Origin of the sequence: Comamonas sp. B21-038 (assembly GCF_022387135.1) — a bacterium.
GTDB classification, from domain to species: Bacteria; Pseudomonadota; Gammaproteobacteria; order Burkholderiales; family Burkholderiaceae_C; genus Comamonas; species Comamonas sediminis.
Genome location: NZ_CP092462.1, coordinates 2801132 through 2823040, shown reverse-complemented (window position 1 = coordinate 2823040; position 21909 = coordinate 2801132). Strand labels below are relative to the sequence as shown.

Annotated in this window: 19 protein-coding genes; 9 read left to right on the top strand and 10 right to left on the bottom strand. The window is 65.3% G+C overall.

Annotated features, from left to right (window positions below; genetic code table 11):
* Positions 1-28: 28 nt before the first annotated feature.
* Positions 29-940 carry an inositol monophosphatase family protein gene (locus MJ205_RS12895; protein ID WP_239808833.1) on the bottom strand — a complete coding sequence of 304 codons (912 nt, stop codon included), beginning with the start codon at positions 938-940 and terminating at the stop codon, positions 29-31.
* Between the two features lie 162 nt (positions 941-1102).
* Between MJ205_RS12895 and MJ205_RS12890 the strand changes: the two genes are divergently transcribed.
* Positions 1103-1927, top strand: coding sequence for an RNA methyltransferase (locus MJ205_RS12890; protein ID WP_239808832.1), 825 nt, complete (start codon positions 1103-1105; stop codon positions 1925-1927).
* Positions 1928-1966: 39 nt separating this feature from the next.
* Positions 1967-2746, top strand: coding sequence for a serine O-acetyltransferase (gene cysE, locus MJ205_RS12885; protein ID WP_239808831.1), 780 nt, complete (start codon positions 1967-1969; stop codon positions 2744-2746).
* Between the two features lie 80 nt (positions 2747-2826).
* On the opposite strand, the gene MJ205_RS12880 is transcribed toward cysE, so the two are convergent.
* The 4 genes from MJ205_RS12880 to gdhA form a co-directional block, all read right to left on the bottom strand.
* Positions 2827-3930 carry a PLP-dependent cysteine synthase family protein gene (locus tag MJ205_RS12880; protein WP_239808830.1) on the bottom strand — a complete coding sequence of 368 codons (1104 nt, stop codon included), beginning with the start codon at positions 3928-3930 and terminating at the stop codon, positions 2827-2829.
* Positions 3931-4020: 90 nt separating this feature from the next.
* The gene (locus tag MJ205_RS12875; RefSeq protein ID WP_239808829.1) at positions 4021-4563 is read right to left on the bottom strand and encodes a DUF2867 domain-containing protein; all 543 of its coding nucleotides are present in this window, start codon (positions 4561-4563) and stop codon (positions 4021-4023) included.
* Between the two features lie 18 nt (positions 4564-4581).
* Positions 4582-5601 (bottom strand): tRNA (adenosine(37)-N6)-dimethylallyltransferase MiaA, encoded by a 1020-nt coding sequence (gene miaA / locus MJ205_RS12870; RefSeq protein WP_239808828.1) that lies wholly within the window; start codon positions 5599-5601, stop codon positions 4582-4584.
* Positions 5602-5742: 141 nt separating this feature from the next.
* Complete coding sequence (gene gdhA, locus MJ205_RS12865) at positions 5743-7089, bottom strand: NADP-specific glutamate dehydrogenase (RefSeq protein ID WP_239808827.1); 1347 nt, start codon at positions 7087-7089, stop codon at positions 5743-5745.
* 383 nt (positions 7090-7472) lie between these two features.
* On the opposite strand from gdhA, the gene MJ205_RS12860 reads away from it, so the two are divergent.
* The 4 genes from MJ205_RS12860 to MJ205_RS12845 all read left to right on the top strand — a co-directional run bounded on the left by MJ205_RS12860 (position 7473) and on the right by MJ205_RS12845 (position 12571).
* The gene (locus MJ205_RS12860) at positions 7473-8090 is read left to right on the top strand and encodes a MarR family winged helix-turn-helix transcriptional regulator (protein WP_239808826.1); all 618 of its coding nucleotides are present in this window, start codon (positions 7473-7475) and stop codon (positions 8088-8090) included.
* Complete coding sequence (locus MJ205_RS12855; RefSeq protein ID WP_239808825.1) at positions 8087-9631, top strand: efflux transporter outer membrane subunit; 1545 nt, start codon at positions 8087-8089, stop codon at positions 9629-9631. The genes MJ205_RS12860 and MJ205_RS12855 overlap by 4 nt, the downstream gene beginning before the upstream one ends.
* Before the next feature lie 80 nt (positions 9632-9711).
* On the top strand, positions 9712-10950 hold the full coding sequence (locus MJ205_RS12850) for an HlyD family secretion protein (protein ID WP_239808824.1): 1239 nt from the start codon (positions 9712-9714) through the stop codon (positions 10948-10950).
* A gap of 52 nt (positions 10951-11002) precedes the next feature.
* A complete protein-coding gene (locus MJ205_RS12845; RefSeq protein ID WP_239808823.1) occupies positions 11003-12571 on the top strand; it encodes a DHA2 family efflux MFS transporter permease subunit in 1569 nt (522 codons plus the stop codon).
* 73 nt (positions 12572-12644) lie between these two features.
* Here the strand turns inward: MJ205_RS12845 and mutL are convergent, their stop codons facing one another.
* Positions 12645-14771: a DNA mismatch repair endonuclease MutL gene (gene mutL / locus MJ205_RS12840; protein WP_239808822.1), complete on the bottom strand. Its 2127-nt coding sequence runs from the start codon at positions 14769-14771 to the stop codon at positions 12645-12647.
* A gap of 185 nt (positions 14772-14956) precedes the next feature.
* On the opposite strand from mutL, the gene MJ205_RS12835 reads away from it, so the two are divergent.
* Positions 14957-15601 (top strand): VTT domain-containing protein, encoded by a 645-nt coding sequence (locus MJ205_RS12835; RefSeq protein WP_239812743.1) that lies wholly within the window; start codon positions 14957-14959, stop codon positions 15599-15601.
* Positions 15602-15674: 73 nt separating this feature from the next.
* Here the strand turns inward: MJ205_RS12835 and MJ205_RS12830 are convergent, their stop codons facing one another.
* Complete coding sequence (locus MJ205_RS12830) at positions 15675-17276, bottom strand: N-acetylmuramoyl-L-alanine amidase (protein ID WP_446715027.1); 1602 nt, start codon at positions 17274-17276, stop codon at positions 15675-15677.
* Positions 17273-17764 (bottom strand): tRNA (adenosine(37)-N6)-threonylcarbamoyltransferase complex ATPase subunit type 1 TsaE, encoded by a 492-nt coding sequence (gene tsaE / locus MJ205_RS12825; RefSeq protein WP_239808821.1) that lies wholly within the window; start codon positions 17762-17764, stop codon positions 17273-17275. The genes MJ205_RS12830 and tsaE overlap by 4 nt, the downstream gene beginning before the upstream one ends.
* Positions 17765-17848: 84 nt before the next feature.
* Between tsaE and queG the strand changes: the two genes are divergently transcribed.
* Positions 17849-18898 carry a tRNA epoxyqueuosine(34) reductase QueG gene (queG, locus tag MJ205_RS12820; RefSeq protein WP_239812741.1) on the top strand — a complete coding sequence of 350 codons (1050 nt, stop codon included), beginning with the start codon at positions 17849-17851 and terminating at the stop codon, positions 18896-18898.
* A gap of 15 nt (positions 18899-18913) precedes the next feature.
* Here queG and MJ205_RS12815 read toward each other — a convergent pair whose 3' ends face one another.
* Together MJ205_RS12815 and MJ205_RS12810 are read right to left on the bottom strand one after the other, a co-directional pair.
* Positions 18914-19588: a DUF459 domain-containing protein gene (locus tag MJ205_RS12815; RefSeq protein ID WP_239808820.1), complete on the bottom strand. Its 675-nt coding sequence runs from the start codon at positions 19586-19588 to the stop codon at positions 18914-18916.
* Positions 19589-19628: 40 nt separating this feature from the next.
* On the bottom strand, positions 19629-20558 hold the full coding sequence (locus tag MJ205_RS12810; protein ID WP_239808819.1) for an AEC family transporter: 930 nt from the start codon (positions 20556-20558) through the stop codon (positions 19629-19631).
* Between the two features lie 259 nt (positions 20559-20817).
* Here MJ205_RS12810 and MJ205_RS12805 point away from each other — a divergent pair, with 259 nt between their 5' ends.
* Positions 20818-21783, top strand: a complete 966-nt coding sequence (locus MJ205_RS12805; RefSeq protein WP_239812740.1) for a tripartite tricarboxylate transporter substrate binding protein BugE — start codon at positions 20818-20820, stop codon at positions 21781-21783.
* Positions 21784-21909 lie beyond the last annotated feature (126 nt).

Sequence of the window (21909 nt, the reverse complement as noted above, 5' to 3'; positions counted from 1 at the left end):
GGGCTTTGTTGTGTATGCGCGCGGAGGTTTACTCGGCTTGCCCGGCGTCCGGCTCCGCCGGGGTGTCTGCAGCGGGCACGGCGCCGTCGTCGTTCAGCGCCTGGCGCACGCCGGCCTTGTCACCAGCGCTGGCGAACTTGCTGTACTTGGCAAGGATGGGCACCAGCTGGCCGTAGATGCGGGGCGTGCCGGCCAGCACTTCGCGTTGTTCCAGGAAATCAGCTTCACCGGTGAAGTTGCCGACCAGGCCACCGGCCTCGGTCACCAGCAGCGAGCCGGCTGCCACGTCCCAGATGCTCAGACCCGTTTCAAAGAAACCATCGCTGAAACCGGCGGCCACATAGGCCAGGTCCAGTGCCGCTGCGCCAGGGCGGCGCACGCCGCTGGTGCGCTGCATCACATCGCCCAGCATGGCCATGTACTGCTTGAAGTTGTCGCCCGGACGGAAGGGGAAGCCGGTGGTGATCAGGGTGTCGCGCAGCAGGGTGCGCTTGGACACGCGGATGCGGCGCTCGTTCAGGAACGCGCCACGGCCACGGGTGGCGGTGAACAGGTCGTTGCGGGTGGGGTCGTAGACGACGGCTTGCTCGATGCGGCCGTTCACGGCCAGCGCGATGCTGACGCAGTAGACGGGGAAGCCGTGGATGAAGTTGGTAGTGCCGTCCAGCGGATCGATGATCCAGATGTGGTTGGAGCGGGGGTTGCCGTATTCGTTGCCCGATTCTTCGGCGAGGATGCCGTGGTCAGGGTAGGCGGTCAGCAGGGTCTCGATGATCGCTTGCTCGGAGGCCTGGTCCACTTCGGTCACAAAGTCGTTCACCTGTTTGGTCGAAACCCGCACCGATTCCACGTCAAGCGCGGCACGGTTGATGATGGCGCCAGCAGCGCGAGCGGCCTTAATGGCCATGTTGAGCATGGGGTGCAGGGAGGAGGACGACATAAATTGTGTGGGCGTAAGTGGGGCAGCAAAAACGCTGCGAAACGCTGGGGCAAGAGCGGCTGTTAGATCGCGGCCGGCGATGCGGCAGCGACAATAGGGGCTAGATTGTACCTGCGCTCGATTTTTTTCGCTGGTACATGCCCCTTTTTGCCCGACCTGTCTATGAAAACCCGTTTTGTTCTGATCGAAACCAGCCATGCCGGCAATGTGGGCGCCGCCGCCCGTGCCATCAAGACCATGGGTTTCGATGACCTGGTGCTGGTGCGCCCGCGCTGGAGCAATGTGCTGCGCAAGGAAGAAACCATCCAACGTGCCAGCGGCGCACTCGATGTGCTGGCCAACTGCCGCATTGTGCAGTCGGTGGACGAGGCCCTGGATGGTATAAGCCACCTGTGCGCCACCGCGATGACCCCGCGTGATTTTGGCCCGCCCGCCCGCACGCCGCGCGAGCACTTTGCGCTGCTGCTGCAGGGCGCGCTGGCGGCACAGCCTGGGCCGGTTCCGCTGAATGAAGACACCAGCCCTGCAGCCACCCCCGCAGCCAGCGACGCCACAGCCGCCCACCCCAGCGGCGAGACCGGCGTGGCCTTCTTGTTTGGCTGCGAGCGCTATGGCATGGCCAATGAGGATGTGTACCGCTGCCATGTGGCGCTGTCGATTCCGACCAATCCGGATTTTGGCTCGCTGAACCTGGCCTCGGCGGTGCAGGTGGTGGCCTATGACTGGCGCCAGGCGCTGGGCGGTTATGGCGTGAGCGATGCCGCAGCCCGGGGCGAGCGCGCCGATGCGCAGCAGGTGGCAGGCATGCTGGCGCACTGGCAGCAGGCGCTGTCCGAGATCGGCTTTCTGGATCTCGAGGCCCCCAAGAAGCTGATGCCCCGGCTCAACCAGATGTTCAACCGCGCGCAACTGACCCAGGAGGAAATCCACATACTGAGAGGTGTTGCCAAGGCTATGCTGCGCACGGCCGAGGCCGCAAAACGATAGACTGGCGGACCCTCGAATATTTATATAACCATTGTTTCCATGTTTGACCGCCTGCGCTCCGATATTCAGTGCATCCTGGACCGCGACCCCGCTGCCCGCAGCCGTTGGGAGGTTGTCACCTGTTATCCCGGTCTGCATGCGATCTGGATGCAGCGCCCTGCGCACTGGTGCTGGAACCATGGATTCAAATGGACGGGCCGTTTCATCTCGCACATGGCCCGCTGGCTGACCGGCATCGAGATCCACCCCGGCGCGCAGATTGGCCGCAATGTCTTCATCGACCACGGCATGGGTGTCGTGATCGGTGAGACGGCTGTCGTCGGCGACGGCTGCACCATCTACCACGGCGTCACGCTCGGTGGCACCACGCTCTACAAGGGCGCCAAGCGCCATCCCACTTTGGGCAGGAACGTGGTGGTGGCAGCGGGCGCCAAGGTGCTCGGCGGTTTTGAGGTGGGTGATGGCGCCAAGATCGGTAGCAATGCGGTGGTCATCAAGCCCGTGCCTGCCGGTGCCACGGCCGTGGGCATTCCGGCCCGCATCATTGCCTCGCGCCAGGGTGCCAGTGCCGATGTGACCGAAGCCCCGGCAGAGCAGAAGTTTGCCGCCTACGGCGTGACGCAAGAGGACGACCCGCTGTCCAAGGCCATGCGCGGCATCATCGACAGCGCTGCCGGCCACGAGCAGCAGATCACCATGCTCTGGGCGGCCATCGAGAAGCTGTCGGTGCAGAGCAAGGTGGGCGATTGCGTGCCTTGCGATGCGCAGCGCGAAGCCGAGTTTGAAGCCCAGAAGCTGAGCGACCTGGTTGGCAAGTAAGCCGGGCTCGGTCGCCAGCGGCACCGCGCTGCTGTTTTGCCGGGCGAGCCGCAACTGGATGCGTGGTTACCTGATGGGGCTCAGTGCCGGCCGTGCAGCAAAGTCTGCAGTGCCTGCTGCGTGGCATCGCAGTCGCCAAAATGGGTGCTGACCCATTCGCGGTGGTAGTAAGTGGGCAGGTAGCGCTCGCCAGCGTCGCACAGCAGGCTGAGCAGCGAGCCGGTTTCGCCCCGCTGGCGCATGCCATCGGCCAGGCGCAGCATGGCCACCATGTTGGTGCCGGTAGAAGGCCCCACCTTGCGGCCGAGCACATCGCCCAGCAGCGCCATGGCCGTGACCGATTCGCGGTTGCTGACGACCTCCATATGGTCCACCACGCCACGGATGAAGCTGGGCTCCACGCGCGGGCGGCCGATGCCCTCGATGCGCGAGCCAGGCGCTGTCAGGCTGGCGTCGCCGCTGCGCCAGTAGGCATGGAACACGCTGCCTTCCGGGTCCGCCACGCAGACCTGGCTGTTGTAGCGCATGTAGCGCACAAAGCGGCCAATGGTGGCGCTGGTGCCCCCGGTGCCTGCGCCCACCACGATCCAGCGCGGAACGGGGTGGCGCTCCATGCGCATCTGCTGGAACATGCTCTGCGCGATGTTGTTGTTGCCGCGCCAGTCGGTGGCGCGTTCGGCATAGGTGAACTGGTCCATGTAGTGGCCGCCGGTGCGCTGGGCCAGCGCACGGGCGGCATCATAGACTTCGCCGGCATGGCCGACAAAGTGGCAGCGCCCGCCGAGAAATTCAATCTGCGCAACCTTCTCGGGCGAGGTGGACTGCGGCATCACCGCGACAAAGGGCAGGCTCAGCAGGCGCGCAAAATAGGCCTCGCTCACGGCCGTGGAGCCGCTGGAGGCCTCGACAATCGTTGTGCCCTCATGCACCCAGCCATTGCACAGCGCGTAGAGAAACAGCGAACGCGCCAGCCGGTGCTTGAGGCTGCCGGTGGGGTGGGTGGATTCGTCCTTGAGGTAGAGATCAATCCCCGCCTGCGCATAGCAGGGCAGGTTCAGCGGAATCAGGTGGGTGTCGGCACTGCGCTGGTAATCAGCGTCGATCTTGGCAATGGCCTGGTCACGCCATCCGTGGTGGTTGTTGACCTCGTGCGCGCTGGTGGTGGGGGTGTCGTGGAGCTGCATGGCTATGGATTATGACGCCATGACAAAAAATGGCTATCCAGGCAGAGCTGCCTGCACTGCCGTGGCAAGCGCAATGGCTGCTTCCGTCGTTCAGGCGCGTGCAGGCTGTGCGCGCCCCAGGGTGGCCAGCACCGCAGGCGCAATGCGCCGGTGCATAGGCGCCACTGGCAGCATGTACAAATGGCCGAGCAGGTTGTGGACATGCACCACCGTCGTGACGGTGATGGCGACCTGGTCCTCGCGGCCGGCCACAGGCGCGCGGTGGACGCTGAGCACCACGTTCAGATGCTTGTCGCTGTCGCCGATCAGCGCTTCATCGGCGCGGTTCTCCAGCACGGTAAATACGCCCACGCGCTCGCCTGGCTGGTAGGCGCTGGCGGGGCGCTGCGGGTCGATCTGGGAGAGGGTGCCCAGGTCCTTGAGCCCGACGATGTGACCGACCCGGTTGCGGGCCTGCATGCACCACTCAATCCAGCGCGGCGTGCGCGCGACGGCGGCCAGAAAATAGGCCAGCGCGGGCGCGCCGGTCTGCGCAGTGTGGATGCACCAGGCATCCTGAAAATGCGCGCCGGCCAGGCGTTGGGCGATGCGGCTGCCCGCAGGCGGAGGGGTCTCTTGCGGTTGACTTGGCATGGTGTGGATGAGCGCTAATCAGTGGGCCGCGGCCAGGCGTGCGCCGGCGGCCTGCAGCCATTGGTCCAGCGCACCGGGCGCATCGCAGGCAATGGCCTGGCGGGCAGGCATGCTGCGCAGCCAGGTGATCTGGCGCTTGGCCAGCTGGCGGGTAGCGGCAATGCCCTTGTCGCGCATCTCTGCCCACAACGCGGGCGGTACATCGCTTTCGGTCTGCACGGCAATGCCTTGCTGGGCACAGCTGTCGAGCATCTCCCACATCTGGCGGTAGCCCACGCAGCGCATCGATGGCAGGTTCAGATCCAGATCGCCGCGCGCACGCAACTGCAGCACCTCGGCCAAAAAGCCCTGGGCCAGCATCTGGTCGTAGCGCAGTGCAATGCGCGCATGCAGCCAGGCACGGTCGCTGGGCTCCAGGCTGAAAAGCTGAAAACCGGGTGCCAGCTGCAGCAATGGCGACGGGCGCTTTGGCTGCGCATGGAAATACGACAGCGGCTGGCCGCTGAGCCGCCAGACCTCCAGCGCACGCTGCACCCGCTGGCTGTCGCCGGGCGCCAGGCGCTGCGCAGTGACCGGATCAACCTGCGCCAGCAGCCCATGCATATGCGGCCAGCCATGGACGGCCGCCTCGGCATCGAGCTGGGCGCGCACCGCCGGGTCGGCGGCAGGCATGTCGTCAATGCCATCCATCAGCGCCTTGAAATACAGCATGGTGCCGCCCACCAGCAAGCTGATGCCGCCCCGCGCATGGATTTGCGCCACCAGCGCCAGCGCGTCGTGCACAAACTCTGCTGCGCTGTAGGCGTCCAAGGGGTCGCGGATATCGAGCAGATGGTGCGCTATGCCGGCCTGCTCCTGCAGGCTGGGCTTGGCCGAACCAATGTCCATGCCGCGGTAGATCAGGGCCGAATCCACGCTGATGATCTCAACCGGCCGCACCGCGCTCAGTTGCTGCGCCAGCGCAATGGCAGCGCCGGTCTTGCCGGAGGCGGTGGGGCCTGCCAGGCCCAGGCAGAGAGGGGTATCAACAGCGTGCACGTCGGGAAGCTTGTCAGGGCAGCGGCAGCCGGCACCAAACGGCGGCTGCTGCGGCGGAACGGGGGAGAGGCGCGCGCCTGCGGACCCATGAAAAAAGGAGCCTTGCGGCTCCTTGGGGTGGGGCAATCAGGCGCAGGCCGATTACAGCACACCTTGGGCCAGCATGGCGTCGGCCACCTTCACAAAGCCGGCGATGTTGGCGCCATCGATGTAGCTCACCGTGCCGTCGTCGCGCTGGCCGTACTTGACGCAGGCCGAGTGGATGCCTTCCATGATCTCGAACAGGCGCTGGTCAACTTCGGCAGCAGGCCAGCTCAGGCGCAGCGCGTTCTGGCTCATCTCCAGGCCCGAGGTAGCGACGCCGCCGGCGTTCGATGCCTTGCCGGGTGCGTAGAGCACACCGGCCTTTTCAAAGGCCTTGGCCGCTTCGATGGTGCAAGGCATGTTGGCACCTTCGGCCACGCAGAGCACGCCGTTGGCGATCAGGGTCTGGGCGTCGGACAGTTCCAGCTCGTTCTGGGTCGCGCAGGGCAGCGCCACATCGGCCTTGATGAACCACGGGGTCTTGCCTTCGTAGTACTCCACGCCGGGCACTTGCTTGGCGTAGTCGCTGACGCGGCCGTATTGCTTGTTCTTGATGTCCATCAGCTTGACCAGCTTGTCGCCGTCAAAACCGGCAGCGTCGTAGATGGTGCCCGAGGAGTCGGAGGCCGACACCACCTTGGCGCCCAGCGCCATGGCCTTGTCGATGGCGAACTGCGCCACGTTGCCCGAACCCGAGACCGAGACCGTCAGGCCATCGAAGCTCTTGCCACGGGTCTTGAGCATTTCCTGCGCGAAGTAGACGGTGCCAAAGCCGGTGGCTTCGGGGCGGATCAGCGAGCCGCCAAAGGCCAGGCCCTTGCCGGTGAACACGCAATCGGCGCGGTTGGCCAGCTTCTTGTACATGCCGGCCATGAAGGCCACTTCCCGGCCGCCCACGCCGATATCGCCGGCTGGCACGTCGGTGTCCGAGCCCACATGGCGGAACAGTTCGGAGATGAAGGCCTGGCAGAAGCGCATTACTTCTGCATCGCTCTTGCCCTTGGGGTCGAAGTCCGAGCCGCCCTTGCCGCCGCCCATCGGCAACGTGGTCAGCGCGTTCTTGAAGGTCTGCTCAAACGCGAGGAACTTGAGCACCGACAGGTTGACCGACGGGTGGAAGCGCAGACCGCCCTTGTAAGGGCCGATGGCCATGCTGTGCTGGATGCGGTAGCCACGGTTGACCTGGACCACGCCCTTGTCATCCACCCAGCTGACGCGGAAGCTCACCACGCGCTCGGGCTCCACCAGGCGTTCGAGCAGGCTGTGCTGGGCGTAGCGGGGGTTCTTCTCGATGAAGGGCCAGAGGCTTTCCATGACTTCGGTCACGGCCTGCAAGAACTCGGGCTGGCCGGGGTTGCGCTGTTCGACATAAGCGAGAAACTGGGCCAGGGATTGGTGTTGCATGGACAAACTTTCAAGGTCTAGGGCCGGCTTGCACAGAAGTTGTGCGCAGGCTCCGGTGTGCACAGCGATGGTGCGCCATCGCGCCGAAAACCGACATTATGCCGAATCTGCATGCGTTAATGCATAAAACCCACATGGGATGATCCTGATAAGCCAGTCCATTGCACTGCTTTGGTGCTTTGGGAAGCTGCTGACGGGGCTGCGGACCTGCTGCAATGCCCTGAAATGGGGCTGTGCAGCGGAGCGGGCCTGCTGTCACCCAGAGCACTGCAGTGCAACAAATCTGTGTGCCGGTTGTGGTCTTTTCCTTTTCAACAATTGCCTAGGCAATGAATGATTGGATAATCATTGCCTTGTAAACAATTTCAGAGAGGCCCTGCGGCATGACCGATTCGCACCAGGAAAACACCGCGTCTGCTGGCGAGGACCGAGAAGCGCTGGCAGGCGGATATCCTGAGATTGAAGCCATTCGGCCGGTGGATTTCCCCTGCTGGTTGATGCGCATCATCTCCACCGTGGTCCGTGCCGAGGTGGACCGCCGCATGGAGCCGCTGGGCCTGACGCAGGCGCAGTGGATTCCGGTGTTGCATCTGGCCAGCGGCAAGGCCCATACCTCGGCGGACCTGGCCCGCCGTACCCTGCAGACCCCGGGCGCAATGACGCGCCTGGTCGACCGCCTGGTCGACAAGGGCATCATCGAGCGCGAGCGCTCCACCGACGACCGCCGCGTGGTCAGCCTGCGCCTGACCGAAGAGGGCCTGGCCGCAGCGAGGCAGGTGCCCGACATCGTCAAGGGCGTTAACAGCGCCGCGCTCAGCCCCTTGTCGCCCGATGAATTGACCCAGTTCCACGGTTACCTGCGCCGCATCTACGAGGCCATGCCCAACACCTTGTCGGTGGACATGTGCCTGCCCCCGGATGGCTGCGCCGGTGACCCCACAGACCACTCCGACAACTCCGACAACTCCGCACTCCAGCCCGGCAAGGAGAGGGCACTATGACCAGCAGTTTTTCATTTGTGGGCGCCGATCGTCGGCTGGCCCTGTCAGCCATTGCGCTGGCTGCCACCACGTTCATCGCCGGATGCGCCGATATGCGCGGCATCGATACCCATGCGCAGCTGCGCTCGCCGCAGTCCGTAGGCCTGCTCACCGAGCCGTCAGCGGCGGACCAGGCCGCGGCCGTGGCCCCGGTCGATGCGCAGTGGTGGAAGGGCCTGGGCGACGCCCAGCTCAACGCGCTGATCGACACTGCGCTGGCGGACAGCCCCAACCTGCAATCAGCGCAGGCGCGCATCCGCAAGGCCTGGTCGCTGGCGCAGGTCAGTGAATCGGCCCTGGGCCCGCAGGTCAACGGCCAGGCCAGTGCCACGCGCAACCATGCGCCGGCCAACGGCTTGGTTCCGCCGCCGCTGGCGGGCAACAACTACAGCACGGCCGAGGCGCGCATCAACAGCAGCTGGTCGCTGGACCTGTTTGGCAAGCACCGCGCAGCGCTGGATGCTGCCGTGGGCTCGGCCCGTGCCGCCCAGGCCGACATGGACGCCGCCCGCGTGCTGCTGACCAGCAACATGGTGCTGGCCTATGTGCAGCTGTCACGCCTGCAGGCGCAGGAAGAGGTGGCCGTGCGCGCCATCGACCAGCGCGCCCACACCTTGCAACTGGTGCGTGACCGCTATGACGCGGGCCTGGACACCACGTTGGAGGTGCGCCAAAGCGAGAGCGGTGTGCCCCAGGCCAAGGTGCAGCTGCTGCAAGTGCGTGAGCAAAAGCAGCTGGCGCAGAACGCGCTGGCTGCGCTGATGGGCCAGCCGGCACGGGCCCAGGAACTGGTGGCGTCTCCCATTGCGCAGCTGAGCCTGCCGCGCTTTCCGGTGCAGCTGTCGTCCAACCTGCTGGGGCGCCGGGCCGATATCGTGGCCGCGCGCTGGCGGGTCGAGGCCGCCGAGCAAGGCATTCGCCAGGCCAAGGCCGAGTTCTATCCCGATATCGACCTGACTGCCTTCCTGGGTCTGTCGAGCATCGGCTTCAACAACTTTGCCAAGGGCAGTGCGCGCGAATGGGGCGTGGGCCCGGCGCTGAGCCTGCCGATCTTTGATTCGGGCCGTCTGCGTGCGAACCTGAGCGGCAAATCGGCCGACTATGAGCTGGCCGTGCAGGCCTACAACCAGGCGGTGATCACGGCGGTGCATGACGTGGCCGACCAGGTCGCCAGTGCCCGCTCTGCCCATGCACAGCTGCCCGAGCAGCGCCGCGCCGCCGATGCCGCACAAAGCGCGCTCGATATTGCCAACCAGCGCTATGCCGCAGGCCTGGGCACCTACCTGAATGTGCTGGCGGCCGAGACCAATGTGCTGACCCAGCGCCAGCAGATGGTGGATGTCGAGGCCCGCATTCTGTCGAGCAATGCCGCCCTGGCCCAGGCTTTGGGTGGCGGCTACCAGGAGCAGACCCACAGCAGTGACAGCAGCGACAGCCTCGCCATCCCGGACAGCAACGCCTCCACCCAGACCAACACCCCGATGGACAGCGCCAAGAGCTGACCTGCCCACCTCGCGTGCAACACACATAAGCAAGACCTTGAAGGCCAGGCCTCTCGTCATATAACTCGCTACGCAACACCATGTCGAACAACAACACCTCCGTTTCTCCCTCCGCTGCGCCTGCTGCCCCTGAGGCGCCCGCTGCCCAGCCCCGCAAAAAATGGCTGCTGCGCCTGACCGGCCTCGTCGTCGTGCTGGGCGCCGCCTATGGCATCTACGACTGGATGGTCAACAGCCACTTCGAAGAAACCGACAACGCCTATGTGCAGGGCAATCTGGTGCAGATCGCGCCGCAGACCGCCGGCACCGTGCAGTCCATCCTGGCCGATGACACCGACTATGTGAAGGAAGGCCAGGCGCTGGTGCGCCTCGATCCCGCCGACGCCAAGGTGGCTTTCGAACAGGCCAAGGCGAACCTGGCCCAGGCCGTGCGCCAGGTGCGCACCTTGTATGTGAACAATGGCTCCTACACTGCACAGATCGCGCAGCGCCAGGCCGAAGTGGCCAAGGCCAAGAATGACCTGGTCCGTGCGCAAAGCGACTTCAAGCGCCGCCAGGCACTGACCGGCAATGGCGCAGTATCGAAGGAAGAGCTGAGCCATGCGCAAAGCCAGGTGGATGCCGCGCAGGCGGCCGTCAACGCTGCGCAGGCCGCCGTCAACACGGCCCGCGAGCAGCTGGCCAGCAACCAGTCGCTGACCGAAGGCATCAGCGTGAACGACCACCCCAATGTGCAGGCCGCTGCAGCCAAGGTGCGCGAGGCCTACCTGGCCATGCAGCGCAATGAGCTGGTCTCGCCCGTCTCGGGCGTGGTGGGCAAGCGCTCGGTGCAGGTCGGCCAGCGCGTGGCTCCCGGCACGCCGCTGATGACCGTGGTGCCGATGAACCAGCTCTGGGTGGAGGCCAACTTCAAGGAAAACCAGCTGCGCAACCTGCGCCTGGGCCAGCCCGTCAAGATGACGGCCGACCTCTACGGCAAGAAGATCGAGTACAGCGGCACCGTCGAAGGGCTGGGTGTGGGTACGGGCTCGGCTTTCTCGCTGCTGCCCGCGCAAAACGCCACCGGCAACTGGATCAAGGTGGTGCAGCGCGTGCCGGTGCGCATAGCGCTCGATCCCCAGCAGGTGCAAGCGCATCCGCTGCGCGTAGGCCTGTCGATGCTGGTGGATGTGGACATCCAGAACCAGGACGGCAAGCTGCTGGCCGATGTGCCGCGCAAGGAGCCGCTGGTGCAAACCAATGTGTATGACGTGCAGGACGAAGGCGCCGATGCAGTGATTGCACAAGTGATCGCCAGCAATGCCGGCAAGAAGCTGTAAGCGCCCCTTGTTTTGACCAGGGCCTGCCCACCGGGCGGCCCAAGGATGCGTTATGGCAACTTCCAATCCTCCGTTACCCCACCCGCCGCTCGAAGGATCGGCGCGCCTCATCGGCACCCTGGCGCTCTCGGCTGCGGTGTTCATGAATGTGCTGGACACGTCGATCGCGAACGTGTCGCTGCCGGCCATTGCCGGTGACCTGGGCGTCAGCGCCAACCAGGGCACCTGGGTGATCACCAGCTTTGCCGTGGCCAATGCGATCTCGGTGCCGCTGACCGGCTGGCTGTCGATGCGCTTTGGCCAGGTGCGGCTGTTCATGCTCAGCGTGACCTTGTTCGTGATCTCGTCGTGGCTCTGCGGCCTGGCGCCGAACATGACAACCTTGATCGCCTTCCGCATCCTGCAGGGCTTTGTCGCCGGGCCGATGATTCCGCTGTCGCAGTCGTTGCTGCTGGCCAGTTACCCGCGCGCGATGGCGGGCACGGCGATGGCCTTCTGGTCGATGACGACCTTGATCGCGCCGGTGATGGGCCCGTTGCTCGGCGGCTGGATCACCGACAACATGTCCTGGCCGTGGATCTTCTACATCAATGTGCCCGTCGGCATGCTGTCCGTGGGCGCCACCTGGGCGATCTTCCGCAACCGGGATTCGGCCCGCAAGGCCTTGCCTATCGATGCGATTGGGCTGGGGCTGCTGGTGGTCTGGGTCTCGGCGATGCAGATCATGCTGGACATCGGCAAGGAGCATGACTGGTTCCAGTCGCCGATGGTGGTCGCCTGTGCGGTGATTGCGGTCGTCGGCCTCTTGTACTTCCTGATCTGGGAGCTGGGCGACAAGCACCCGGTGGTGGACCTGCGCCTGTTCAAGAACCGCAATTTCTGGGCCGGCACCCTGGCCATCTCGGTGGGCTATGGCCTGTTCTTTGGCAACGTGGTGCTGCTGCCGTTGTGGCTGCAGCAGTTCATGGGCTATACCGCCACCGATGCCGGTCTGGTGCTGGCGCCGGTGGGTTTGCTGGCGCTGGTGCTCTCGCCGGTGGTGGGCAAGACCATCCACAAGGTCGATCCCCGGCGCTATGCGACGGCCTCGTTCATCGTGTTCGGTCTGGTGATGTGGATGCGCTCGCGCTTCAACACCCAGGTGGACCTGACGACGATCATGATCCCGACCATCGTGCAGGGCGCGGCCATGGCTGGCTTTTTCATCCCGCTGATGACCATCACCTTGAGCGACATCCCGCCCGAGAAAATGCCCAGCGCGTCGGGCCTGTCGAACTTTGTGCGGATCACCGCCGGTGCGGTGGGTACCTCGGTCGCCACCACCTTGTGGGAGCGCCGCGCGACCTTGCACCATGCGCAACTGGTCGAGCACATCAGCCTGGGCGACGGCCCCACTGCGCAGGTGGTGCAAGGCCTGCAGGCTTCGGGGCTGACTTTGCAGCAGGCGTTGGCCCGGGTCGACCAGCTGGTCAACCAGCAGGCCTTCATGCTGGCGGCCAATGATATTTTCTGGGCCTCGTCGATGCTGTTCCTGCTGCTGATCCCGCTGGTCTGGCTGGCCAAGGGCCCCAAGAAGGGCCAGGGCGGTGGCGGATCGGAGGCGGCATCGGCGGCGCACTGATCTGACACCGCTGCATCCATAAAAAAAGGAAGCCTCGGCTTCCTTTTTGTCGTTTGCAGCGCTGCGGTATGGTTTATCGGCCGCGCAAGAACAACGCGTCCAGCTCCTTCATGCTGAGCTGCCGCCACGTGGGGCGGCCATGGTTGCACTGGTCGGAGCGTTCGGTGTGTTCCATATCGCGCAGCAATGCGTTCATCTCGTCGATGGTCAGTTGCCGGTTGGCGCGCACGGCGCCGTGGCAGGCCATCGTCCCCAGGATCTCGTTGCGGGCGCGCTGTACCACGGTGCTGGCATCGTGCTGCGCGAGCTCGGCCAGCACGCTGCGCGCCAGCTCCACCGGGTTGCCCTGGGCCAATGTGGTGGGCGTCGCGCGCACGGCCAGGGTCTTGGGCGAGAAGGGCACCACCTCCAGGCCCAACTGGGCCAGCGTTTCGCTGTGGTCTTCGGCCGTGGCGACCTCTTCCGGCGTGGCCGAGAAGGTCGCGGGAATCAGCAGCGGCTGGCTGGCAATGGCGCTGCTGGCATCGCCATCGTCCAACTGGCTTTTGAGGCGTTCATAGACGATGCGCTCATGCGCTGCATGCATGTCGACAATGACCATGCCCTGGGCGTTTTCCGCCAGGATGTAGACGCCATGGATTTGCGCCACGGCGCGGCCCAGCGGCCAGGGGTTGTCGGCAGACTCCGGAGGCAGGGTGGGCACCAGCGGGGCGCCGGCGGCCATCGCGCCAGCGGCCGGTTGCGGGTTCCAGCGTGGGCTGGCTTCCTGCACCTGCCAGGGCGTGGCATCGATGCTGGTGGGCGTGCTGGTCGCTGTGCTGCCGGCCAATGCATTATCCGCTGCTGCCGTGCCGCCAGCCTGGCCCCAGAGTGCAGCCGTTTGCTGCAACGCCTGCAGGCCGTTGACACGGGGTGGGGCCTCAAAGCGCATGGCAGTCTGCGCCTGGGGTGCGGGCGCATAGGCCTGGCCGGGCAACGCGGTCGGCTGGCCTGCAGCAGCGGCTGTGGGTGTGGGTGTGGGTGTGGGTGTGGCGGCTGCAGCATCCAGCAGCTGCTGCGCGCGTGGCGCGGCGAGCGCGTTCTCCACGCCATGCAGCACCGCCTGGTGCACCTCGCGGCTATCGCGAAAGCGCACCTCGATCTTGGTCGGGTGCACGTTCACATCGACCCGCATCGGATCGAGGCTGATGTAGAGCGCATAGACGGGCTGGCGGTGGCCGTGCAGCACGTCTTCATAGGCGGCGCGCGCCGCGTGGGTGAGCACCTTGTCGCGCACAAAGCGGCCGTTGACGTAGCAGAACTGCTGGTCGGCACGCGAGCGCGCCGCATCGGGCAGGCCGGCGCGGCCGCGCACCTGCACATGGCCGGCCTGGTAGTTCACGACAATCGACTGTTCGAGAAAATCGGGGCCCAGCACATCGGCCAGGCGCTTGTCCATCGCCCGCTGCTCCAACTGCTGCCAGGCGGCTTCGTCGTGCTGGTCTTCATCGCTGCGGGGCGGCAGGGTGGCGCGCCACTGCTCCACCAGCTTGCCCTCATGCCATATCGCAAAGCCCACGCCCGGGCGGGTGAGCGCATGGCGGCGCACGGCTTCCACACAATGGGCCAGCTCGGTGGCATCGGTCTTCAAGAACTTGCGCCGCGCAGGCGTGCTGAAGAACAGTTCCTTGACCTCCATTGTGGTGCCGGGGTTGCGGGCGGCGGGGCGCAGCTCGCCACTGCGGGCATCGAGCAGGTAGGCGCTCTCCTGCTGGGCGGGGCGCGAGAGCACGCTCATCTCCGACACCGACGCAATGGCCGCCAGCGCCTCGCCCCGGAATCCCATCGTCGCTACCGACTCCAGGTCATGCAGGTTGCGGATCTTGCTGGTGGCATGGCGGCGCAGCGCAATGGGCAGCTCCTCGCGCGGAATGCCGCAGCCATCGTCTTCGACGGTAATCAGCCGCACGCCACCGGCGAGCAGGCGCACCGTGATGCTGGTCGCCCCGGCATCGAGCGCGTTGTCAACCAGCTCACGCACCACGGAGGCGGGCCGTTCCACCACCTCGCCGGCCGCAATCTGGCTGACCAGTTCATCGGGCAGATCCTGGATGGGACGGCGCGCAGGCGCGGCCCGTTCTGCACTGTGGGCTGCAGGCGTCAAAGCGTCGTCGGTGGCGTCTGCCGGGTCAAGGGTGGCGGGTGCGGTATCTGCGGTCATGCAGGGATTTTAGGCAAAGCCGCCTGGCATTCGGGGTAAAGTGTTCAATGGCCACTTGGGGACTGCAGTGCCCAGCACAGCGCAGGTGGCAACAACATGGTTTGCCGCAGGGTCTCCAGGCCGCTGCGGTTTTTCTGTAGAGAGGTTGTGTTTTGGAATTTTTCAGCTGGTTCATCGATGCAGGCATGCATCTGATCGACTTCATCCTGCATGTCGACAAGTACCTGGAAGCCTTTGTGACGACCTATGGCATGTGGGTCTATGCGCTGCTGTTTCTGATCGTCTTTGTCGAGACGGGTGTCGTGGTGATGCCCTTTCTGCCTGGCGATTCGCTGCTGTTCATCGTCGGCGCGATGTGCGGTGCCGGCTTGATGAGCTTTCCGCTGGCGACTGCGCTGCTGTTTGCGGCGGCCTTCCTCGGCGACCAGTGCAATTACCAGATCGGCCACCATTTAGGGCCCAAGGTCTTCAAGTGGGAGAACTCGCGCTGGTTCAACCGCAAGGCCTTTGACAAGGCCCATGCGTTTTACGAGCGTTACGGCGGCATCACCATCATCCTGGCGCGCTTCATGCCTTTCATCCGCACCTTTGCGCCGTTTGTGGCCGGGGTCGCGAACATGAACCGCACCAAGTTCGTCATCTACAACCTGGTGGGCGCGGCGATCTGGGTGTTTGGCATTTGTGCTGCAGGCTATTTCTTTGGCAACCTGCCGTGGGTCAAGGCCAACCTGGAAAAGATCATCTGGGGCCTGATCCTCGTGCCCGGCCTGCTGGCCATCTTTGGCGCCTGGCGCGCCGGCAAGAACGAGAAGGCTGCCGGCCCCGTTTGATCCGCGATTGCACAATGACGAAGGGACCGCCGAGGCGGTCCCTTTTTTTGTGCTGGAAAAGCGGGAGCGACGGTCAGACCGTGCGGTTGCGCGCCAGCGGCGGGTTCTTCGCGAAGTACGCCTGGATGCCGCGCATGATGGCATCGGCCAGCTGGTTTTGGTAGGCGGTGCTGCGCAGCTTGGCTTCTTCCTCGGGGTTGCTGATGAAGGCGGTCTCGACCAGCACGCTGGGGATGTCAGGCGCCTTCAATACCGCAAAACCGGCTTGCTCCACACGGGGCTTGTGCAAGCGCGCAAACTGGCCCAGCTGGCCCAGCACATGGGTGCCGAGCTTGAGGCTGTCGTTGATCTGGGCGGTGGTGCTCATGTCGAGCAGCGCGCGCTGCACATGGGCATCGCTGTTGCCCACACCGGCCACGTTCAGGCCACCGACCATGTCGGCCTGGTTTTCCTTGTTGGCCAGCCAGCGCGCGGCCGAGCTGGTGGCGCCGCGCTCGCTCAGTGCAAACACGCTCGCACCATTGGCCGACGGCTTGGTAAACGCATCGGCATGGATGCTGATGAACAGATCGGCCTGCACGCGGCGGGCCTTTTCGACCCGGGTGTTGAGGGGCACAAAAAAGTCGGCGTCGCGCGTCATGAACGCACGCATCGGGTTGCCGCCGACGCTGCTGTTGTTGATGCGCTCGCGCAGCATGTGCCCAATCTTGAGCACGATGTCTTTTTCGCGGGTGCCGCTGGGGCCGGTAGCGCCCGGGTCTTCACCACCGTGGCCGGGATCGAGCGCCACGATGATCAGGCGGTCGGTTCGCGAGGCGGGCCGGCCGCGTGCCGGCGGTGGACTGGGTGGCGGCGGTGCAGGGGGCGGTGGAGGCGGAGCAGCAGCCACGACCGTGGGCGGCGGCGCGACCGGGGCGGGTGGGGCGACGGGGCGGTTGCCGCTCTTGGCAATCAGCTCGGCCAGGGGGTCGGCGGTCTGGGCCGTGGCGGCTACCGATGGGGCGGCCGCCACCACGGTGCCCAGCGCGGCGGGTGCCGGCGGGTCGCCGGCAATCGCAGCGGCCACCGAGGGCGGCAGGCTGCTGCCGGCAGCCGGTGGGGGCACCGGTGCCGGTGCGGCGGCCACGGCGCTGTGGCTGTTTTCCATCATGCGCTCGGTGATCAGGCTCTCGAGCGGATCGGTGGGCCGGGCGGGGTAGAGGTCAAGCACCAGGCGGTGCTGGTAGGGGGCGACCGGCTTCAACGTAAAGACCTGGGGCTTGGCTTCCTGCTTGAGGTCGATCACCAGCCGCACGACATTGGGCGAGTTCTGGCCGACGCGGATGCCGGCGATATTGGGATCGTCCGAGCGGACCTTGGCCACCAGCTCGCGCAGGGCCGGGTTGAGGTCGATGCCCTCGATATCGACGGCCAGGCGCGGCGGCTCGGGCACAAAGCGCTGCTCGGTCTTGAGCGGCGTGTCCGACTCGATCGTGACGCGGGTGTAGTCCTTCGAGGGCCAGAGGCGAACTGCGACGATGCTGGCACCAAAGGCCAGATGGCTGCTGCCCAGCAGCAGCACCAGACTGCCACCGCGCAGCACATCGCGGCGCGACAGACCGGGGTGGCTGGCGGACGCGCCGTCAGCAGGGGTGAAGGGGGCAGAGGCGGGGAGATATTTCGGGGTGTCGCTCACGCTGAAAACCCTTGGACGATGGAGGCACCTGCCGGGGTGAAGGCCTGCAGATGCACCTGGCGTTCTGATTCGTTGATTGCTTCAATACTGATAGCTACATCGGCAATAGGTGTTACCGCTGCAGCCTTCTGCGGCCATTCTGCCACTTTCAGGCCGGGGCTGGCAAAAATATCCCGGAAGCCGGCGTCTTCCCACTCGCGCGGATCATCGAAACGGTAGAAGTCAAAGTGCCAGATGGGGAAATCGCGTCCCTCATGCGGTTCGACCACCGCGTAGGTGGGGCTCTTGATGCGGCCCTGCACGCCCAGGGCGCGCAGCAGGTGACGCACCAGGGTGGTTTTTCCCGCGCCCAGATCGCCATGCAAAGTTAGGTAAACATTGGACAGTGCTGGCTGCGCAGCCAGGCGAGCGGCAAAGGCTTCCGTATCGCGCTCGTCTTTCCAGACACCTTGGAGCGAAGGATAGGAGGGGCTGGCAGTAGCGTTCAAAATGTCGTTCCCGGGCCGCGCGGGCCCTCAGGTTTTTTACAATGGCAGTACATGGACGCCGCTGATCCCACCTTTATCCAACAGATCAACGACTGGGCGCTGGAGCTGGGATTTTCCCAGATCGGCGTGGCAGGCGTGGATCTGTCGACGGCGGAAACTGGATTGATGCAGTGGCTGGAAAAAGGTTTCCATGGCGAGATGCATTACATGCAGGCCCATGGCCTCAAGCGTGCCCGGCCGGCGGAGCTGGTGCCCGGCACGCTCAGCGTGATTACAGCACGCATGGATTATCTGCCGCAAAACACCCCTGCCGACTGGCAGCGGCTGGAGTGGGAGCGCCATGCCAGGCCTGGCGAGGGCCTGGTCAGCATCTATGCCCGGGGGCGCGATTACCACAAGGTGCTGCGCAACCGGCTGCAAAAGCTGGCCGAGCGTATTGATGCGGCGCTGGGCGGGCACCAGCTGGCGCACCGCGCGTTCACCGATTCAGCCCCCGTACTGGAGGCCGAGCTGGCCAGCCGCAGCGGCCAGGGCTGGCGCGGCAAGCACACGTTGGTGCTGAGCCGCGATGCCGGTTCGATGTTTTTTCTCGGCGAGATCTTTGTCAACATCGCCTTGCCCGCCACCGCACCGGTGACGGCGCACTGCGGCCAGTGCACGTCCTGCATCGATGCCTGCCCGACGGCGGCCATCATTGCCCCGCACTCCATCGACGCGCGGCGCTGTATCTCTTACCTGACGATCGAGCTCGATGGCGCCATTCCGGAGGCGTTCCGCGCGCCCATGGGCAACCGCATCTATGGCTGCGACGACTGCCAGTTGGCCTGCCCCTGGAACAAGTTTGCCCAGCGTGCGGTGCTGCCCGATTTTGATGCGCGCGGCGCGCTGATGGACCAGCAGCTGCCCCATCTGTTTGCGTGGGACGAGGCCACGTTCCTGCGCATCACCGAAGGCAGCCCCATACGCCGTATCGGCCATGAGCGCTGGCTGCGCAATATCGCCGTGGCCCTGGGCAATGCCTGGCGCGAGACCGGCGATGCGCGCTACGCCCAGGCGCTGCACAGCCGTGCGGACCACGACAGCGCCGTGGTGCGCGAACATGTGGCCTGGGGGCTGGGCCAGCGTAACGCCTGAGGGCGGGCTCCATGATCAGCCGTTGAAAAAGCCCGAAGCCTTGAGCTGCGCGACCAGCAATTCGGTAAAGCGCGCATAGCCTGCGGCATTGGCATGCACCTGGTCGGCGCGCATGGCGTCATTGGCCAGCACCTCGCTCCAGGCCTTGGCGAGCAGCGGCACCTGCTCCTCCTTGGCCAGCGCTTCATAAATGGGGTGGTCCTGCACGCGGCCCGTCAATGCTGCGGCCATGTTGAACTCGGGCACGGCGACCAGCAACACCGGAATGTTCTGCGCCTTGCACTGCTGCAGCATGCTGGCGATCTGTGCCTGGGCCGCTTGCGCGCTTTGGCGGCGCAGCCAGTCATTGCCGCCGGCGCAAACAATCACCAGCGCCGGTTGGTGGGCCCGCAGCAACTGCGGCAGGCGCTGCGCAATCTGGCTGCTGGTCTCGCCGGAGATGCCGGCATTGATGACATTCCAGCCGGTACGCTCGGCCAGCAACTGCGGATAGGACTGGGCGGCGCTGGCGCCCACGCCCTGGGTCAGCGAATCGCCCAGCGCCAGCACGGTGGCTCCGGCGGGCAGCGCGGTAGCGAGCGGGGCTTTCTTGCTGCAGGCGGCCAGCCCGGCAGTGGTCAGGCCCCAAAGGGGGAGGAGGGCCAGGCGCCGGAGGCTATGGCGGCGGGCGGTGTCACAGGTTTTCTGCATAGCCGCCGAGCTTAACCGATGGCCCTCGCTGAACGCGTTGTTAAACCGGCCAGGCATCCAGCAGGCTGAGCGCAAACGGCAGACTGGCCACGCCGCAGAGGGTCGACAGGGTGACGAGTCCGGCCACATAGGCGCCGTTGTAGCCCATGCGGGCGGCCAGCACATAGCAGGTGGATGCGGTGGGCAGCGCCGAGAAGACCAGCAAGATGGCGGCCTGCTGGGCCGACAGCGCCAGCCAGTGCGCCATGCACAGCGCCATCAGCGGCGTGACAAAGTGGCGGATGGCCAGCACCGAGGCGCTGAGCAGCTTGCCGCGCGCCAGCAGCCCCAGCTGCATGCCGGCGCCTGCCGACATCAGGCCCAGCACGATCGAAGCCTGGCCGATGCGGGCCACCGTGGGCTCGACGATGGCGGGCAGGCGCAGACCCAGCAGATTGCAGACCAGTGCGGTGAGCGTGGCAACGATCAGCGGGTTGCGCAGCAGCTCGCGCATGAAGCCATGCTGGGAGCCCCGGGCCATCGGGTAGACGGCGGCAATATTGAACATGGGCACACAGACGCCGATCAGCACCGAGATCAGCTGCAGACCTGGGGGGCCGGCCAGCCGGTCGGCCAGCGCCAGGCCGATGAAGGAGTTGAAGCGAAAGGCGATCTGCGCGCTGGCGGCGGCATCGCGGTGGTCCACCCGCTTGCCCAGCCAGGGCCAGTGCGGCAGGGTGTAGGTCATCGCGATGGCAACCAGGCCGGTGGCCACGCCGGCCAGCATCAGGCTGGAGGTGCCTTGCCAGTCGATCGGGCTGCGGATGATCGAATAGAACAGCAAGGTGGGGAAGAGGAAGTAGTACACCAGGCTTTCCACCGGCTGCCAGATGGCCCGGTTCAGTGCCGTGTAGCGGCAGACCAGGTAGCCAATCAGGATCAGCGAGAAATCGGGGAAAAGCAGTTGGGCGTAGTTCACCGGCGCAAGCATAGCGGAAGGGCGAGCGCGGCGGCGCTGTGGCTGTCGCCACCGTGAGAAGGTCCTGCGCATGCCGGGGTGCAAGCCCTGCCAAAGCAGTTGCCGATTGCGCTATCTGCGGCCCCGATGCGGGAAAACACGGGCCATCGGCCGCGCGCTTTGGGGCAGAACAGCCGGCCAACACCGCTAGCATGGAGGCTACATACATGCCGTCGCTGTGGGCGTTCCTGGCCTGCACACACACATTAGATCCGAGGAGAGCTCCACGATGATGAACCGCCGACTGTGCCTGGCCCTGGCACTGGCACTGGGCAGCAGCGCTGCCCTGGCCGCTGACCCCTATCCGAACAAGCCCATCCGCCTGATCGTGCCCTTTGCCGCAGGTGGCACCACCGATATCGTGGCGCGGGTCATCTCCGAGCCGCTGTCCAAGGCGCTGGGCCAGCCGGTGGTGGTGGACAACAAGAGCGGTGGTGGTGGCACCGTGGGCGCAGCCGAAGCCGCACGTGCCCAGCCCGACGGTTACACCCTGAGCATTGCGACGGTATCGACGACAGCCACCAACCCGGCCGTCAACCCCAAGATGCCCTACAACGTGCAGCGCGATTTCACGCCCATCATCAATGTGGCGGCCACGCCCAATGTGATTGCCGTGCACCCCAGCTTTCCGGCCACCAACTACCAGGAGTTCATTGCCGAGCTCAAGAAGAACCCCGGCAAGTACTCGTATGCCACCCCCGGCACGGGCAGCATTGCCCATTTGCTGATGGAAATGCTCAAGTCCGAAACCGGTGTGAATGTGGTGCACATTCCCTACCGGGGCGGCGGCCCGGCCTTGAACGACACGGTCGCCGGCCAGGTCAACATGATTTTTGACAACCTGCCCTCGGCCTACCCCTTTATCCGCGACAAGCGCCTGCGCGCCATCGTCGTGGCGGCGCCCAAACGCGTAGCGGGCCTGGAATCCATCCCCACGTTTACTGAAGTGGGCGCGCCTGTCGTCAACCGCAGTGCCTATTACGGCATCGTCGGCCCCAAGAACCTGCCCAAGGAGATTGTGGACAAGGTCAACGCGGCCACCAAAAAGGCGCTGGAAGACCCGAACGTGCAAAAGCGCATCGCAGAGACTGGCTCGGACATCCTGGGCACCACGCCTGAAGTGTTTGCCCAGCAGATGAAAGACGAATACGCCGCCTACAAGGCAGTGGTGGACAAGCAGGGCATCCAGCTGGATTGATCCGCCATTCCTGGTCTGTTCTGCCTCAAGGCGCGTGTTCTCACTAGGGAAATCACGCGCCTTTTGTGCGGTTGCAGCACGGTGGCGGCCGTATTAATCCGGTATAAACGCGCTGTGCTGAAAAAG